The sequence below is a fragment of the Nocardioides aquaticus genome (genome assembly GCF_018459925.1).
GTDB classification, from domain to species: domain Bacteria; phylum Actinomycetota; class Actinomycetes; order Propionibacteriales; family Nocardioidaceae; genus Nocardioides; species Nocardioides aquaticus.
In genome coordinates, this window is sequence record NZ_CP075371.1 from 3,766,158 (window position 1) to 3,780,383 (window position 14,226).

At 74.3% G+C, this 14,226-nt stretch carries 12 protein-coding genes and 1 pseudogene; 11 read left to right on the plus strand and 2 right to left on the minus strand.

All coding sequences use genetic code 11. The features are described 5' to 3' along the window. Positions 1-135: 135 nt before the first annotated feature. Together ENKNEFLB_RS18285 and ENKNEFLB_RS18290 are read left to right on the plus strand one after the other, a co-directional pair. Complete coding sequence (locus ENKNEFLB_RS18285) at positions 136-2,310, plus strand: ATP-binding protein (RefSeq protein ID WP_214056669.1); 2,175 nt, start codon at positions 136-138, stop codon at positions 2,308-2,310. Positions 2,311-2,352: 42 nt separating this feature from the next. Continuing rightward, positions 2,353-2,661, plus strand: a complete 309-nt coding sequence (locus ENKNEFLB_RS18290; protein ID WP_246535656.1) for an antibiotic biosynthesis monooxygenase family protein — start codon at positions 2,353-2,355, stop codon at positions 2,659-2,661. Here the strand turns inward: ENKNEFLB_RS18290 and ENKNEFLB_RS18295 are convergent. Then, positions 2,658-3,683, minus strand: coding sequence for an LLM class flavin-dependent oxidoreductase (locus ENKNEFLB_RS18295; protein WP_214056670.1), 1,026 nt, complete (start codon positions 3,681-3,683; stop codon positions 2,658-2,660). The two genes, ENKNEFLB_RS18290 and ENKNEFLB_RS18295, sit on opposite strands and share 4 nt — an antisense overlap. 47 nt (positions 3,684-3,730) lie before the next feature. On the opposite strand from ENKNEFLB_RS18295, the gene ENKNEFLB_RS18300 reads away from it, so the two are divergent. Further along, entirely contained in the window at positions 3,731-4,444 is a 714-nt protein-coding gene (locus ENKNEFLB_RS18300) for a class E sortase (RefSeq protein WP_214056671.1), read from the plus strand. 92 nt (positions 4,445-4,536) lie between these two features. Then, on the plus strand, positions 4,537-6,567 hold the full coding sequence (locus ENKNEFLB_RS18305) for a carboxypeptidase-like regulatory domain-containing protein (protein ID WP_214056672.1): 2,031 nt from the start codon (positions 4,537-4,539) through the stop codon (positions 6,565-6,567). Between the two features lie 19 nt (positions 6,568-6,586). Here ENKNEFLB_RS18305 and ENKNEFLB_RS18310 read toward each other — a convergent pair whose 3' ends face one another. Continuing rightward, positions 6,587-7,648: an alpha/beta fold hydrolase gene (locus ENKNEFLB_RS18310; RefSeq protein WP_214056673.1), complete on the minus strand. Its 1,062-nt coding sequence runs from the start codon at positions 7,646-7,648 to the stop codon at positions 6,587-6,589. Positions 7,649-7,816: 168 nt separating this feature from the next. Here ENKNEFLB_RS18310 and ENKNEFLB_RS18315 point away from each other — a divergent pair, with 168 nt between their 5' ends. From ENKNEFLB_RS18315 to ENKNEFLB_RS23075, 7 genes and pseudogenes are all read left to right on the plus strand, one after another. After that, complete coding sequence (locus ENKNEFLB_RS18315; protein WP_214056674.1) at positions 7,817-8,521, plus strand: GAF domain-containing protein; 705 nt, start codon at positions 7,817-7,819, stop codon at positions 8,519-8,521. Further along, complete coding sequence (locus ENKNEFLB_RS18320; protein ID WP_214056675.1) at positions 8,497-9,630, plus strand: AAA-type ATPase lid domain-containing protein; 1,134 nt, start codon at positions 8,497-8,499, stop codon at positions 9,628-9,630. The genes ENKNEFLB_RS18315 and ENKNEFLB_RS18320 overlap by 25 nt, the downstream gene beginning before the upstream one ends. A 159-nt stretch (positions 9,631-9,789) precedes the next feature. Then, on the plus strand, positions 9,790-11,472 hold the full coding sequence (locus tag ENKNEFLB_RS18325) for a flavin-containing monooxygenase (protein ID WP_214056676.1): 1,683 nt from the start codon (positions 9,790-9,792) through the stop codon (positions 11,470-11,472). 165 nt (positions 11,473-11,637) lie between these two features. Then, positions 11,638-12,636, plus strand: coding sequence for a dihydroxyacetone kinase subunit DhaK (dhaK, locus tag ENKNEFLB_RS18330; protein ID WP_214056677.1), 999 nt, complete (start codon positions 11,638-11,640; stop codon positions 12,634-12,636). 3 nt (positions 12,637-12,639) lie between these two features. Further along, positions 12,640-13,278, plus strand: coding sequence for a dihydroxyacetone kinase subunit DhaL (gene dhaL / locus ENKNEFLB_RS18335; RefSeq protein WP_214056678.1), 639 nt, complete (start codon positions 12,640-12,642; stop codon positions 13,276-13,278). Positions 13,279-13,288: 10 nt separating this feature from the next. Then, positions 13,289-13,681, plus strand: a pseudogene (gene dhaM, locus ENKNEFLB_RS23070) (dihydroxyacetone kinase phosphoryl donor subunit DhaM); the annotation flags it as partial. Continuing rightward, a complete protein-coding gene (locus ENKNEFLB_RS23075) occupies positions 13,658-14,017 on the plus strand; it encodes an HPr family phosphocarrier protein (protein ID WP_338040972.1) in 360 nt (119 codons plus the stop codon). The pseudogene dhaM and the gene ENKNEFLB_RS23075, both read left to right, overlap by 24 nt. The last annotated feature ends 209 nt before the right edge of the window (positions 14,018-14,226 follow it).

Sequence of the window (14,226 nt, forward strand, 5' to 3'; positions counted from 1 at the left end):
ACGGGGACCGCGGACCACCCGGCTGGTCCCCGGGTCCAGGGTCCTTGGGCCCCGACCCGCCCGATCCGCGGACAGCCGCGCCGCGATGGGCCAGCATCGGACCTCCCACCGCTGCGACCGTCCGAGGAGGATCCCGTGGCCAGGACCCGGACGAGCCGCCGTCGACCCCCGGTCGTGCTCCCGGTCCTGCTCGCGCTCGCGGTCGCCGTCGCCGCGCTCCGGGTCACCCTCGACGCCGGCGGGGGTGTCCGCGTCGACCTCGGCTACCTGACCGTCATGGTGGGGGCTGCCGTCGTCGCCGGCGCCCACGTCCGCCGGCACCGGTGCCCGCTCCGCTCCCCCGCGGGCCTGGTGACCGCCGCGCTCGCGGCCACGGGTCTCGGCGAGGTCCTCTGGTACGCCGCCTGGTGGCGCGGCGGGGTGGACCCGGGCGCCGGGGTGCACGACCTGCTGTTCCTGCTCGCCTACCCCCTGCTGGCGGCCGTCCTGCTCGGGGCGATCCGTGCCACCGACGGCGGGCGGCTCCACGCCGAAACGGCCATCGACGCCGCGACCATGGTGACCGTGTGCCTCCTCCTGCTCTGGGAGCTGGTGGTCGCCGACATCGTCGGGTCCGACGAGCCGGTCCTGGAACGTCTCTTCACCTCCGGCTACCCGGTCCTCGACGCCCTGCTCCTGGGGCTGGTCCTGCGCGTGGCCTGGCAACGCCGCACCCGGGCCGTGGTCGGTCTCCCGCTCGCCGTCGGGATCGCCGCGATGCTGGTCTCCGACCTCGGCTACACCGTCTCGTTCGGCGTGCCCACGCCGGTCCTCGACCTGGGCTGGATGGCGGGGTCGGTCGCGATGGCCTGGGCCGTCCTGGCGCCCACCCCCGTCGTCCCGGAGGTGCTGGAGGCCCCGGGCGCCGGCTCGCTCGGCGGCCAGGGCTCGGCGACGGCCCGGCTGTCGATCGCGGTGCTGCCGCTGCTGGTCCCCACCCTCGTCCTCGGCCTGCACGAGGTCCGTGGCGCGCCGTCCCCGGTGTGGACCGTGGTGCTGGGCTCCACCGCCCTGGCCGCGCTCGCCTTCGCCCGCACCTACCTGCTGCTGCGCGAGCAGCAGGGCGCGGCCGTCGCGCTGGCCGCCGCCCGCGACGCGGCCCAGGACGCCTCGCGGACCAAGTCGGCGTTCCTGGCCACGATGAGCCACGAGATCCGGACGCCGATGAACGGGGTGACCGGGCTGACCGAGCTGCTCCTGTCCACCGACCTCGACGACCGGCAGCGGGAGTACGCCCGTGGTGTCGAGACCGCCGGCCGGGCCCTGCTGGGCCTGATCGACGACGTCCTGGACTTCTCCAAGGTCGAGGCCGGCCGGGTCGAGCTGGAGTCCGTGGCGTTCTCGGTGGCCGAGGTCGTCGACGACGTCGCGCAGACGGCCGCCCTCGACCCTCGCGCGCGCGGTCTGGACCTGCTGGCCTACGTCGCCCCCGACGTCCCGCCCCTGCTCCGCGGCGACCCCGGGCGGATCCGCCAGGTCCTGCTCAACCTGGTCTCCAACGCGGTCAAGTTCACCCCCGAGGGAGAGGTCGTCGTCTCCGTCCACCTCGCCGGCGGCCCGGCGTCCCGGCCGCTGGTGCGGATGGAGGTCCGCGACACCGGGGTCGGCCTCGACCCGGCCTCGCAGGACCGGCTGTTCGAGCCCTTCTCGCAGGCCGACTCCTCGACCACCCGCCGGTACGGCGGCACCGGCCTGGGACTGGCCATCTGCCGCGGCCTGGCCGAGCAGATGGGCGGGCGGACCGGCGTCGAGAGCACCCTCGGCGAGGGCAGCACGTTCTGGTTCACGGTCCCCCTGGACCGGATGCCGGACCCGGAGGTGCCCGCCGTCGGTGACCCGGCGGGGGCGCCGCCGGAACCCGTGCGGCCCCGGTGCGCGGCCACGGTGCTGGTCGCCGAGGACAGCGAGATCAACCAGCTGGTGGCCGAGGGCATGCTGCGCCGGCTCGGGTGCACGGTGGAGATCGCCGAGAACGGCCTTCTCGCCCTCGAGGCGCTCGCGGCGCGGCGCTTCGACCTGGTGCTGATGGACTGCCAGATGCCCGAGCTGGACGGCTACGACGCGACGACCGAGCTCCGGCGGCGCGAGGGCGACGGGGCACGTACCCCGGTCGTCGCGATGACCGCGAGCGTCACCTCCGAGGAGCGCGAGCGCTGCCAGCTCGTCGGGATGGACGACTTCGTCGCCAAGCCGGTGACCCTGGCGGCGCTCTCCTCGGCCCTGGAGCGCTGGGTCGCAGCCCGCGACGACCTGGACGACCGCCAGTCCTGACCGACGGGCCAGTCCTGAGCGACGGGCCCTAGGCTGCGGCGCGTGGTCCTCGAGCACGCCCTGCTGCCCGTCCGCCCCGGCCAGGAGGCCGCCTTCGAGGCCGCGCTGGCCGAGGCCCTCCCCCTGATCGCCGCCGCGACCGGCAACCGGTCGGTGACGGTCTCACGCGGCGTGGAGAGCCCGTCGACCTACCTGCTGCTGGTGGAGTGGGACAGCGTCGCGGACCACGAGGAGGGCTTCCGCGGTTCCGCAGCGTACGAGCGCTGGCGCGCGCTGCTGCACCCGTTCTACGACCCGTTCCCGGTGGTCGAGCACTTCACCCCGGTCGCCCGGTCCGGGTCGGCGCCCTAGCCGGCGACGAGCGGGGCGACCTCGGTGCCGAGCAGCTCGATGCCGCGCAGCAGGTCGTCGTGGGCCAGGCGCGGGTTGGTCATCTGCAGCGAGAGCCGGTCGACCCCGCCGAGCTGCTCGGAGACGCGCCGGATCTTGTCGGCCACGGTCTGCGGGTCGCCCATGAAGAACGCCCCGTCGGGGCCCGAGGTGGCGTCGAACTGCTCCCGGGTCGGGCGACGGAACCCGCGCTCGGCCGAGATCTTGGTGAACATCTCGTTCCAGCCGGGGTAGATCGTGTCGGCGGCCTGCTGCGTGCTCTCCGCGACGTAGCCGAAGACGTGGATGCCGACCTGCAGCTTCTCCGGGGCGTGCCCGGCCTGCGCGCCGGCGCGGCGGTAGAGGTCCACGAGCGGGCCGAACTGGCGCGGCTCGCCGCCGATGATCGCGATCATCAGCGGCAGCCCCAGCAGCCCTGCTCGCGCGAAGGACTCCGGTGTGCCGCCCACGCCGACCCAGATCGGCAGCGGGTCCTGGTGCGGGCGCGGGTAGACGCTCTGGCGCACCAGCGGCGGGCGGTGCCGGCCCGACCAGGTCACCTCGACCTGGTCGCGCAGCTGCAGCAGCAGCTCGAGCTTCTCGGTGAACAGCGAGTCGTAGTCGGCCAGGTCGAGGCCGAACAGCGGGAAGGCCTCGGTGAAGGAGCCGCGGCCCACGACGAGGTCGATGCGGCCCTTGGCGATCAGGTCCAGCGTGGCGAACTGCTGGAAGACGCGGACCGGGTCGTCCGCGCTGAGCACCTTGACCGCGCTGCCCAGGCGGATCCGCTCGGTGCGCGCGGCCGCGGCGGCCAGGATGATCTGCGGGGCGGAGTCGTAGTACTCGCTGCGGTGGTGCTCGCCGATCCCGAAGGAGTAGAGGCCGACCCGGTCGGCCAGGACGATCTCCTCGAGCAGGTGCTCCATCCGCTCGGAGGCACCGACCACGTGCCCGGTGGTGGGATCGGTCACGGAGGACACGAAGCTGTCGACGCCGAGGTGCATGGTCCGATTCAACCACTGCGTCCCGCAGCGGCGCCTAGCCTGGGGCGGTGTCCTGGTCCCGCGCCGCCACCCGCCTCGGGCTGGCCCTGGTGCTGGCCGGCGTCACCGTGCTCGGCTACGTCGGCTGGCAGACCTGGGGCACCACCTGGGTCAGCCAGCGCGAGCACGCGGCCATCACCGACCGGCTCGAGCAGGCCTGGGCCGCCGACCCCGTCGACCCCGCCGAACCCGCCGACCCCGCCGACCCCGCCGTGGGCGGGGGTGTGCCGGAGGGCGCGGTCGAGGTCGACGCGGGCGTGGCCGAGGCGATCGTCGAGATCCCCCGCCTCGGGGCGGACTACCGGGTGCCGCTGCTGGAGGGCACCTCCGACGAGGCGCTCGCCGCCGGGATCGGCCGCTTCACCGGATCCGCCGCTCCGGGCGGGGTCGGAAACCTGGCGCTGGCCGGGCACCGGGTCACCCACGGCGAGCCGCTGCGCGACATGCCGGCCCTCGAGCCCGGCGACGAGGTGGTCGTCACCACGCGCGACGCCGTGCACACCTACGTGCTCGACACCGGGGGCGACGACCTCGAGGTCCCGCTGACCGAGACCTGGGTGGTCGACCCCGAGCCGGTCGACCCCGACGGCGGCGACGTCGTCCCGGCCGCGGGCCAGCGGCGGCTGCTCACCCTGACCACCTGCTCCGAGCTCTTCCATACCGACGACCGGCTGGTGGCGTTCGGCCACCTCGTCTCGAGCGAGCCGCGCCGCGCGTTGTAGCGGACAGCGCGGACAGCGCGGGCCGCGCGGCCCTATGCTCCGTCGACGGGGACCGCCCCGCCGGAGATCGGGAGCCCAGGATGAGACGCTCAGTGCCCGCCGCGACGGCCGCCGCCACCACGGCCCTGCTCGCCCTGACGCTCGTCCCCGCCGCCGCCGAGACGGACGCCTGGGCGACGTGGGAGCCGGTCACCGGCACCCCGAACGACTACCGGACCACCGTCCGCCAGGCCGCGCCCGGCTTCCCGCCCGCCGTGCTGGCCACCGACTCCCGCGCCGGGGTCCAGCTCGCCGGCGGCACGTCGACCTTCCTGTCCGCGGGGACCCCGCCGGGCGCCGCGTACGGCTCGAGCCGCGGGAACCCGTACCTGGTGCTGCGCCCGCGGGCGGACACCGCCACGGCGCCCTCGACGTCCACCTACACCTTCGCCGACCCCACCCCCGCCTCCGGTTGGGCGTTCGTCCTCGGCGACGTCGACGCCGACCAGGTCCGGGTCGCCGCGACCGACGCCTCCGGCGACCGGGTGCCCGCCGCGGCCGTGGACCGCTGGTTCCAGGGCGCCTTCAACTACGCCGGCGGCGAGGACGAGCCCCTCTGGGACCCCGCCACCGCCACCCTGGTCGGCAACGACGACGCGGCCGACTCCGACGGCGCCGCCGGCTGGTTCGAGCCGGACCGCCGGCTGACCAGCCTCACCTTCACGTTCACGCGCCGCGCGGGCTTCCCGGTCTTCCAGACCTGGTTCGTCAGCCGCGCCCGGTCGGTGACCGGCACCGTCACCGACGTCTCCCCCGCCGGCTCGTCCTGCGGCGTGGAGGGCACCCGTCTGGTGCTGCTCTCGCCGTACGGCGACCGGGTCGCCACGACGACGGCCGAGCCCGACGGTTCCTACGACCTCGGCGACGTCGCCACCCAGGACGGGTACGTCGTGCGCGCCACCGCCCCGGACGGCTGCGCCGTCGTGGGCGCGACCGAGCGCACCGTCGACACCAGCGGGACCGACGGCTCACCCGCCTCGCAGGCCGGTTTCGAGGTCCGCGAGGTCGTGCCGCAGCCGGTCAGCGGTGCGGTGCGCGACGCCGACGGCCGTCCGGTCGCGGGCGTGGACGTCACCGTGACGCCGCCGGTGGGCGACGGGACGACCACGACGACGGGGCGCGACGGGACCTACCTCGTCGACGGCAACGAGGAGGGCGCGGGCTACGCGATCTCCATCGAGGTGCCCGAGGGCTACCGGGCCGGGCCGGGCGGCGCCACGATCGACGACGTCGTCGTGGGTGACGAGGAGGTCGTCGACCAGGACTTCGAGGTCGTCGAGCTGGCCACGGTCGGCGGCCGGGTCACCGGGGGCGGCGGCGGGCTCGGCGGCGTCACGGTCACCCTGGCCGCCGTGCGCGGCGGGTCGGCGCTCGTCACCGTCACCGACGGACGGGGCCGCTGGGAGCTCGCCGGCGTGCCGGCCGGGACGTACCGGCTGGCGGTCGACGCACCCCGGGGCTACACCGGCAGGGACGACCGTCGCGTCACCGTCGGCGACGACGACCTGCGGGGCCTGGACGTCGCCCTCGCCAGGCCCGGTGCGCTGGGCGGACGCGTCACCGACGACGACGGTGCGGTCGAGGACGTCACGCTCGTGGTGACCGGTCCCGCCGGGACCACCCGGCGTGTGTCCACGGACGCCGACGGCCGCTACTTCCTCGAGGGTCTCCGCCGGGGCACCTGGACGGTGCGCGTCGTGGCGCCCGAGGGCCAGGAGGTCGTCGGTCGCGGGAGCCTGACCACGCGGATCACGGGCGCCGGCGAGGTGCGCGGCGGCCGGGACTTCGTGCTCGACGCGGTGCCGACGACCGCCACCGGGACCCTCGTGCCGGCCGGCGCGCCGTCCTCGGCGGCGCCCAGCCCGACGGGGACCGCGACGACGACCCCGACCACGAGCCCGACGCCCACGTCCTCGGCGACCGCCTCCACCCTGACCACGACGGCGACGTCCTCGGGCACGACCGGCTCCGGCATGCTGCCGGACACCGGCGGGCCGGCGCTCGCGCTCGTCCTGCTGGCCGGCGGCCTGATCGCGGGCGGCGGGGCCCTGCTGGTCGTCGGGCGCCGCCGCCCCTCGGCCTAGGCGCCGGACCGGCGGGACATCAGGCGGGGGCGGCGAGGAGCTCGCCCAGGTGCTGGTCGATCTGCGGCATGTAGGTCGGGGCGACCCCGAAGAGCCCCAGGTGCCCCAGCACGTCGTGGACCACGCGGAGCTCGCTGCCCGCGATGAGCCGCTGCTCGGGCTCGACGTCGCGGACCGGGAAGAACATGTCCTCGTCGATCGGCATCACGAAGGTCTTGGCGGTGATCCGTCCCAGGGCGGCGGCCAGGTCCCCGCCGGTGTGCCGCGCCACGTCCCCGCGCTGCCACTTCCACGCCTGGGTGAGCAGGTCGTTGGGGTCCATCGCGGTGAAGTACGGCTCGAGGAAGCCGGCCATGAAGGCCTCCTTGGAGTCGAACTCCAGGGCCCGCCACACCTCCTGCTTCCAGAACTCGGTGGAGAACCCCATCACCGCCCAGATCCCGGCGTGCCGGGTGAGCCCGGCGACCACGTCGTCGTTCGACTTGTACTCCCCCTCGGCGTACCCGGGGTCGGAGGTGATCGCCGCGACGAGCGCGTCGGCGAAGAGGACGTCGTGGGGCGTGTTCTGCGCCGTGCCGGCGATCATCGCCGCGCGGCGCACCTTCTGCGGGAACCTCACCGCCCACTCGTAGGTCTGCTGGGCTCCCATGGACCCGCCGACCACGAGGGCCAGCTCGTCGATGCCGAAGTGCTCGCGCAGCAGACGTTCCTGGGCGACGACGTCGTCCCCGATGCGGACGTGGGGGAAGTCCGACATGGCCAGGGCGGCGTTGGGCCCGTCGGCGTTGTGCGGCGACGTCGAGAGCCCCGACCCGATCTGGTCCACGACCACGATGAAGTACGTCCCCGGGTCCAGGGCGTGCTCCGGGCCGATGTAGACGTCGCGCCAGATCTGGTGGGTCCCCGAGAACCAGGTGGTGACCAGGACCGCGTTGTCCTTCGCCTCGTTCAGCGTCCCGAAGGTCGCCACGGCGAGGTGGCAGTCCGGGATCGTCCCGCCCTCCTCCAGGTCCAGCCGACCGATGGAGACGACGTCGTAGTCGCCGTGGATCTCGTGGGAGTAGAAGGGGTTCTCGATCATCGGTGCTCCTGGGTCCTGAGGGCCTACCGCGGCACGCGGTCGGGGTGATCGGCTCACCACGACCTCACTATCGACCGTGCCGCGGGCGGCCCCGTGTCCGGAAATGGGACACGTCCCGCGATTGACCGTGGGGGCATCATCAGAGGTGCGTCACGAGGAGGTGACCGGATGGACGGCGGGCTGGAGCGCCACGACCTGCTGACCCACGCCCTCGCCGACCTGCTCGAGGGACAGGCCCCGGACCGTCCGGGGGTGCCCGCCCACGTGGCGGCCTCCTGGCGACGGAGCCTGGCCAGCGGGGTGTCACCCACCTCCATGGAGGGCCACTACGTCGCCGACCTCGACCTCGGCGCCCGTCTCGTCCGCTGCGCCCAGCCCGTCATCGACCAGCTGGGCGAGATGCTGGGTGACGTCCCCGCGTGCGTGGCCCTGACGGACGCGAGGGCGCGCATCGTGGTCCGCAAGGACACCGGCCTGTGGATCTCGCAGATGCTGGACCGGGTCTACTTCGCCCGGGGCTTCGACTACGCCGAGGGCGCCGTCGGCACCAACGGCGTCGGGACCGTGCTGGAGTCCGGGACCTCGGTCCAGATCGCCGGCGCCGAGCACTTCGTCGACGCGCTGCAGTCCTTCGCCTGCGCGGGGGCACCGGTCCGCGACCCGTTCACCGGGCGGATCGAGGGCGTCCTGGACATCAGCTGCCTGCGCGACCACTCCACGCCGGTCATGCACTCGATGGTGCGGTCGGCGGCCAGGCACGTCGAGCGCAACCTGCTGCTCGACCGCGGCCAGGCCCAGCAGGCGCTCTTCGACCTGTTCTCCCGCGTCGAGGCGCGCACCCGGGGGCCGTGGTCGCGGTCGGCCCCGACCTGACGATGGCGAACTCGGCGATGCAGGCGCTGCTCGGCTCCACGGACCAGACCGCGCTGGGCGACCACCTGCGCTTCCTGGCCGGCCGGCGACCCGACAAGGTGGACGACCGCGTCGTGCTGCCCTCGGGCACCGAGGTGCGGCTCCGCGGGACGTCGACCGACACCGGTGGCGCCGCCGGGATGGTCGCGGTCGTCAGCCTCGGCCGCGACGCCTCTGCCGAGGCCGGGCACGAACGGCTCGGACTGCTCGACCCTCTCGCGCCGGCACCCGCGCCGGTGCCGGCGCCGGCCGTACGACCCCGGCACGACCTCCGTGCCGGGTCGTCGCCGGGCTGGGAGCACGCGGCCGTGTCGGTCGACGTCGCGCTGCGCGCCGGGCGGTCGATCCTCGTGCTCGGCGAGGCCGGCACCGGCCGCGCCACCCTGCTTGCCTCGACCTTCACCCGGCTCCGGCCGGGCTCCCGCGTGGTCCACCTGGGCGCGACCGAGGTCGACGTCTCCGACCCCCGCTGCTCCGCCGCGGCCACCGCGCAGGACGGGGTGCCGACGCTCGTCGTCGTGCACGACCTCGAGCACGTGGGCCACGCCGCCGGCGCCGCGCTGGCTGCGCTGGTGGGGGCCCACGAGGGCGGGCCGGTCGTCCTGGCCGCCACCGGGTGCCCGGGCGGCATCCCGAGCGACCAGCCGCTGCTGGCCCTCCTCTCCGACTCGGTCACCGTGCCCCCGTTGCGTCAGCGCCACGTCGACCTGACGGCACTGATCGGCGACGTCCTGGAGGAGATCGACCCGCAGCGACGGACGCGGGTCTCCGAGGACGCGCTGCGCCTGCTCACCCGGTACTCCTGGCCGGGCAACGTCCGGGAGCTGCGCGAGGTGCTGACCTCCGCGCTCGGCGCCCGCCCGGTCGGCACCATCGAGCTCGACGACCTGCCCGCCCAGTGCCAGAGCGCCCCGCGCAGCACCCTGCGCGAGGTCGACCGGGCCGAGCGGGACGCGATCGTCTCCGCGCTCCGACGCCTCGGTGGCAACCGGAAGGCCGCGGCCACGACGCTCGGCATCGCCCGGTCCACCCTCTACCGCAAGATCCGGCAGTACGGCATCACCGACTGACGCGACCACCGACCGACGCGACCGCCGACCGACGCGGCCGCCGACCAACGCGCGGGTGGGCATCGCCGGGAGTGTCCGGATCTGGGACACCCGACGGGCCCGGGCCGCGCCCACGATGGAGCTCGTGGTGACCGACGCCACACCGACGAGAGGCACTCCATGACGCACGCGACATCGACCACCGCCCCGGAGACCGACGCCACCCCGACCACGCTCGACGCGCTCGTCCTGGGTGCCGGCGTCGCCGGGCTCTACCAGCTCCACCAGCTGCGCGAGCAGGGCCTGACCGTCCGCGCCTACGAGGCGGCCGACGACGTCGGCGGCACCTGGACGTGGAACCGCTACCCCGGCGCCCGCTTCGACTCCGAGGCCTACATCTACCAGTACCTGTTCTCCGAGGAGCTGTACAAGGGGTGGAGCTGGAGCGAGAAGTTCCCGGCCCAGCCGGAGATCGAGCGCTGGCTGCAGTACGTGACCGACCGGCTCGACCTGCGCAAGGACATCCAGTTCTCCACGTGGGTCACCAGTGCGCACTACGACGAGGACCGCGGCCGGTGGACGGTCACCACGGACCGCGGCGAGGTGATCGACACGCAGTTCTTCGTCACCTGCGGCGGCATGCTCTCCGCGCCCATGGAGAACGTCTTCGAGGGGCAGGACACCTTCGAGGGACGCATCTTCCACACCTCGCGGTGGCCGCACCAGGACGTCGACCTGGCCGGCAAGCGGGTGGGGGTCGTCGGCAACGGCGCGACCGGCATCCAGGTCATCCAGACGATCGCGGGCCACGTCGGGCACCTGACGGTCTTCGCCCGGACCCCGCAGTACGTCATCCCGATGAAGAACCCGACGTACGGTCCCGCCGAGCAGGAGGCCTACAAGGAGCGCTTCGAGGAGCTGAGGTCGAACCTCCCGACCACCTTCACCGGGTTCGAGTACGACTTCGAGCACGTCTGGGCCGACTGCACGCCCGAGCAGCGCGAGGCGGTCCTCGAGGAGGTCTTCCAGGACGGTTCCCTCAAGCTGTGGCTGGCCGGCTTCGGCGAGATGTTCTTCGAGGAGGAGGTCAGCGAGGCCGTCTCCGAGTTCGTCCGCGGCAAGATGCGGGCGCGTCTGCAGGACCAGCGCCTGATCGACCTCCTGGTCCCCACCGACTACGGCTTCGGCACCCACCGCGTCCCCCTGGAGCGGGGGTACCTCGAGGCCTACCTCCGCGACGACGTCGACCTGGTCGGGGTGAAGGACAACCCGATCGTCCGGGTCCGGCCGGAGGGGATCGAGCTGGCCGACGGGACCGTCCACGAGCTCGACGTGATCATCCTGGCCACCGGCTTCGACGCCGGGACCGGGGCGCTGACCCGGATCGACATCCGCGGCCGCGGGGGGCGCTCGCTGGCCGAGGACTGGTCCCGCGACATCCGCACGACGATGGGGCTGATGGTGCACGGGTACCCGAACATGCTGACCACGGCGGTCCCGCTGGCGCCCTCGGCGGCCCTGTGCAACATGACCACCTGCCTGCAGCAGCAGACGGAGTGGATCAGCGACGCCATCCGCGCGGTGCGTGAGCAGGGCCGGTCGGTGATCGAGCCGACCGCCCAGGGCGAGGAGGCGTGGGTCGCGCACCACGAGGAGGTGGCCTCGGCGACACTCGTCCCGAAGACCAACTCCTGGTACCTGGGCTCCAACGTCCCCGGCAAGCCGCGTCGGCTGCTCTCCTACATCGGGGGCGTGGGGACGTACCGCCAGAAGTGCGAGGAGGAGGCGGCCGCGGGCTACCCGGCCTTCACGATCAGCGAGCCCTCGCAGCCGCTCGTCGGCGCGGCCGGCCCGTCCGCCTGAGAGACCCGGGCGCCGCCGAGCCGCAGGCCCGGCGGCGCCCGCGGTAGGGCGTTCCGCCTCTTGACGCGCCGAGTGCGCGAGGCGAACACTCGATCCTCCGGTGCTGACGCCGCCCGCACCATGTCGCACGACCACGCCGCACCATGCGTACGAGGGAGCACTGTCGTGAAGAAGCTCATCAACGATCCCGCCGACGTCCTGGCCGAGTCCCTCCGCGGGGTCGCCGCGGCGCACCCCGGGCTGCGGGTGGACCACGCGAACCGGATCGTCTACCGCGCCCAGGCCAAGGCCGACGGCAAGGTGGCCCTGATCTCCGGGGGCGGCGCGGGGCACGAGCCGCTGCACGGCGGGTTCGTCGGGCCGGGCATGCTCGACGCCGCCTGCGCGGGCGAGGTGTTCACCTCACCCACGCCCGACCAGATGGCGGAGGCGACCACGACCGTGGACCGGGGCGCCGGCGTGCTGCACATCGTGAAGAACTACACCGGCGACGTCATGAACTTCGAGATGGCCGGCGAGCTGGCCGCGGCCGACGGCGGGGTCGAGGTCCGCACGGTCGTCACCCGCGACGACGTGGCCGTCGAGGACTCCACCTACACCGCAGGACGCCGGGGCGTCGGCGTCACCGTGCTGCTGGAGAAGATCGTCGGAGCGGCCGCGGAGGAGGGTCAGGACCTCGACGCCGTCGCGAGCCTGGCGCAGCGGGTGAGCGACGGGGGTCGTTCGATGGGGATCGCGCTGACCAGCTGCACGGTGCCGTCCGCGGGCAGGCCGACCTTCGACCTCCCCGACGACGAGATCGAGGTCGGTGTCGGCATCCACGGTGAGCCCGGACGCCACCGCGAGCCGCTGACCGGTGCGTCCCAGATCGCCCGACAGCTGGTCGACCCGGTGCTCGCCGACCACGACTTCACCGCCGGCCCCACCATCGCCCTGCTCAACGGCATGGGGGGCACCCCGCTCATCGAGCTCTACCTGATGTACGGCGAGGTGACCAGCCTGCTCGAGAGCGCCGGTGTGGAGGTCGCCCGATGCCTGGTCGGCAACTACATCACCTCCCTCGACATGGCCGGCGCCTCGCTCACCCTGCTGGCCGCCGACGAGGAGGTGCTGCGCCTGTGGGACGCCCCGGTGAGCACCCCCGGCCTGCGGTGGGGGGCCTGAGGGATGGCCGACTCCCTCACGCACGAGCAGCTCGTGGCCTGGTTGGCCGCCTTCCGCGACTCCGTCCACGAGCATCGCGACCACCTCACCGAGCTGGACGCTGCCATCGGTGACGCCGACCACGGCACGAACCTCACCCGGGGGATGGACGCGGTGATGGCGGTCGTGGCAGCCGACGACGCCCCGGACACCGCAGCGGGCCTGCTCAAGGCCGTCGGGATGAAGCTGGTCAGCACGGTGGGCGGTGCCAGCGGCCCGCTCTACGGCACCTTCTTCCTCCGGGCCGCCGGTGCCGCGGGTGACGCCTCCACCCTCGACGCCGGGGCGGTCCTCGGGATGCTCCGCGCGGGGGTCGAGGGCCTGGCGGCCCGGGGCAAGGCGGAGCTGGGCGACAAGACCATGGTCGACGCCCTGGCACCGGCGGTCGAGGCCCTCGCCGACGCGGTGGCGAACGGCGCCGACCTCGCGACCGGCCTCCGGGCCGCGGCCGAGGCGGCGGCGACGGGGCGCGAGGCCACGACCGGGCTGGAGGCGCGCAAGGGTCGGGCGAGCTACCTGGGTGAGCGCAGCAAGGGGCACACCGACCCGGGCGCAGCCTCGGCCACGATGCTGGTTGAGGCGCTCGCCGACGCCGTCGGGTGACGGGCTCGCGGTGATCGGCCTCGTGGTCGTCTCCCACAGCCGTGCCCTCGCCGACGCGGTGGTGGAGCTGGCGACCCAGATGACCCCGCACGGCGGCCCGACGGTGGCCGTCGCCGCCGGTGTCGACGGCGGGCTCGGCACCGACGCCACCGCGGTGGCGGAGGCGTTGGCGGACGCCTCGAGCCCCGACGGCGTGCTCGTGCTGATGGACCTCGGCTCCGCGGTGATGAGCGCCGAGCTCGCGATCGAGCTCGCCGACCTGGACGGGGTGGAGGTGCGGTTGAGCCCGGCACCGCTGGTCGAGGGCCTGGTCGCCGCCGTCGTCCGCGCCGCGGGCGGTGCGGACCTCGCCACCGTGGCGCGGGAGGCGGAGTCCGCGCTGGAGCCCAAGCGGAGCGCTCTCGGCGAGCCCGCGGCGGCGGGACCGTCCGACGAGCACGGCAGCACCGGACCGCCGGACACGTCGGTCACGCTCACGCTGGTCAACCCCGGCGGTCTGCACGCCCGTCCGGCGGCCCAGCTCGCCGCGGCGCTCGGCCGGCTCGACGCGGAGGTCGCGGTCGCCGCGAATGGGAGGGAGGCCGACGGTGCCAGCTCGCTGGAGCTGCTGACGCTCGGCACCGGCCAGGGCACCGCGATCACGGTCTCGGCCACCGGGCCCGACGCGCAGCGGGCGGTCGACACCGCCCGCACCCTGGTCGAGGAGGGGTTCGGGGAGCTCCCCGACGGGGACACGTGACCGGTCCGGCCCGCACACCCGTGCCACGCGCGTCACGGGCTGCGACGAAGCGGACTGAGACGGTGCTTTCAGTCGTGCCGCGGCCCCCACCGGCTTCGCCTCGTAGCGGTCCTGGTTGCGAGCGCGTCGCAGTCGGTCGAGCTCTCGCGCAGCCTTGTCCGCGGGCGGCTCGTCGAGGACAGCGCGACGACCGTCGCCTGCTGGATGCG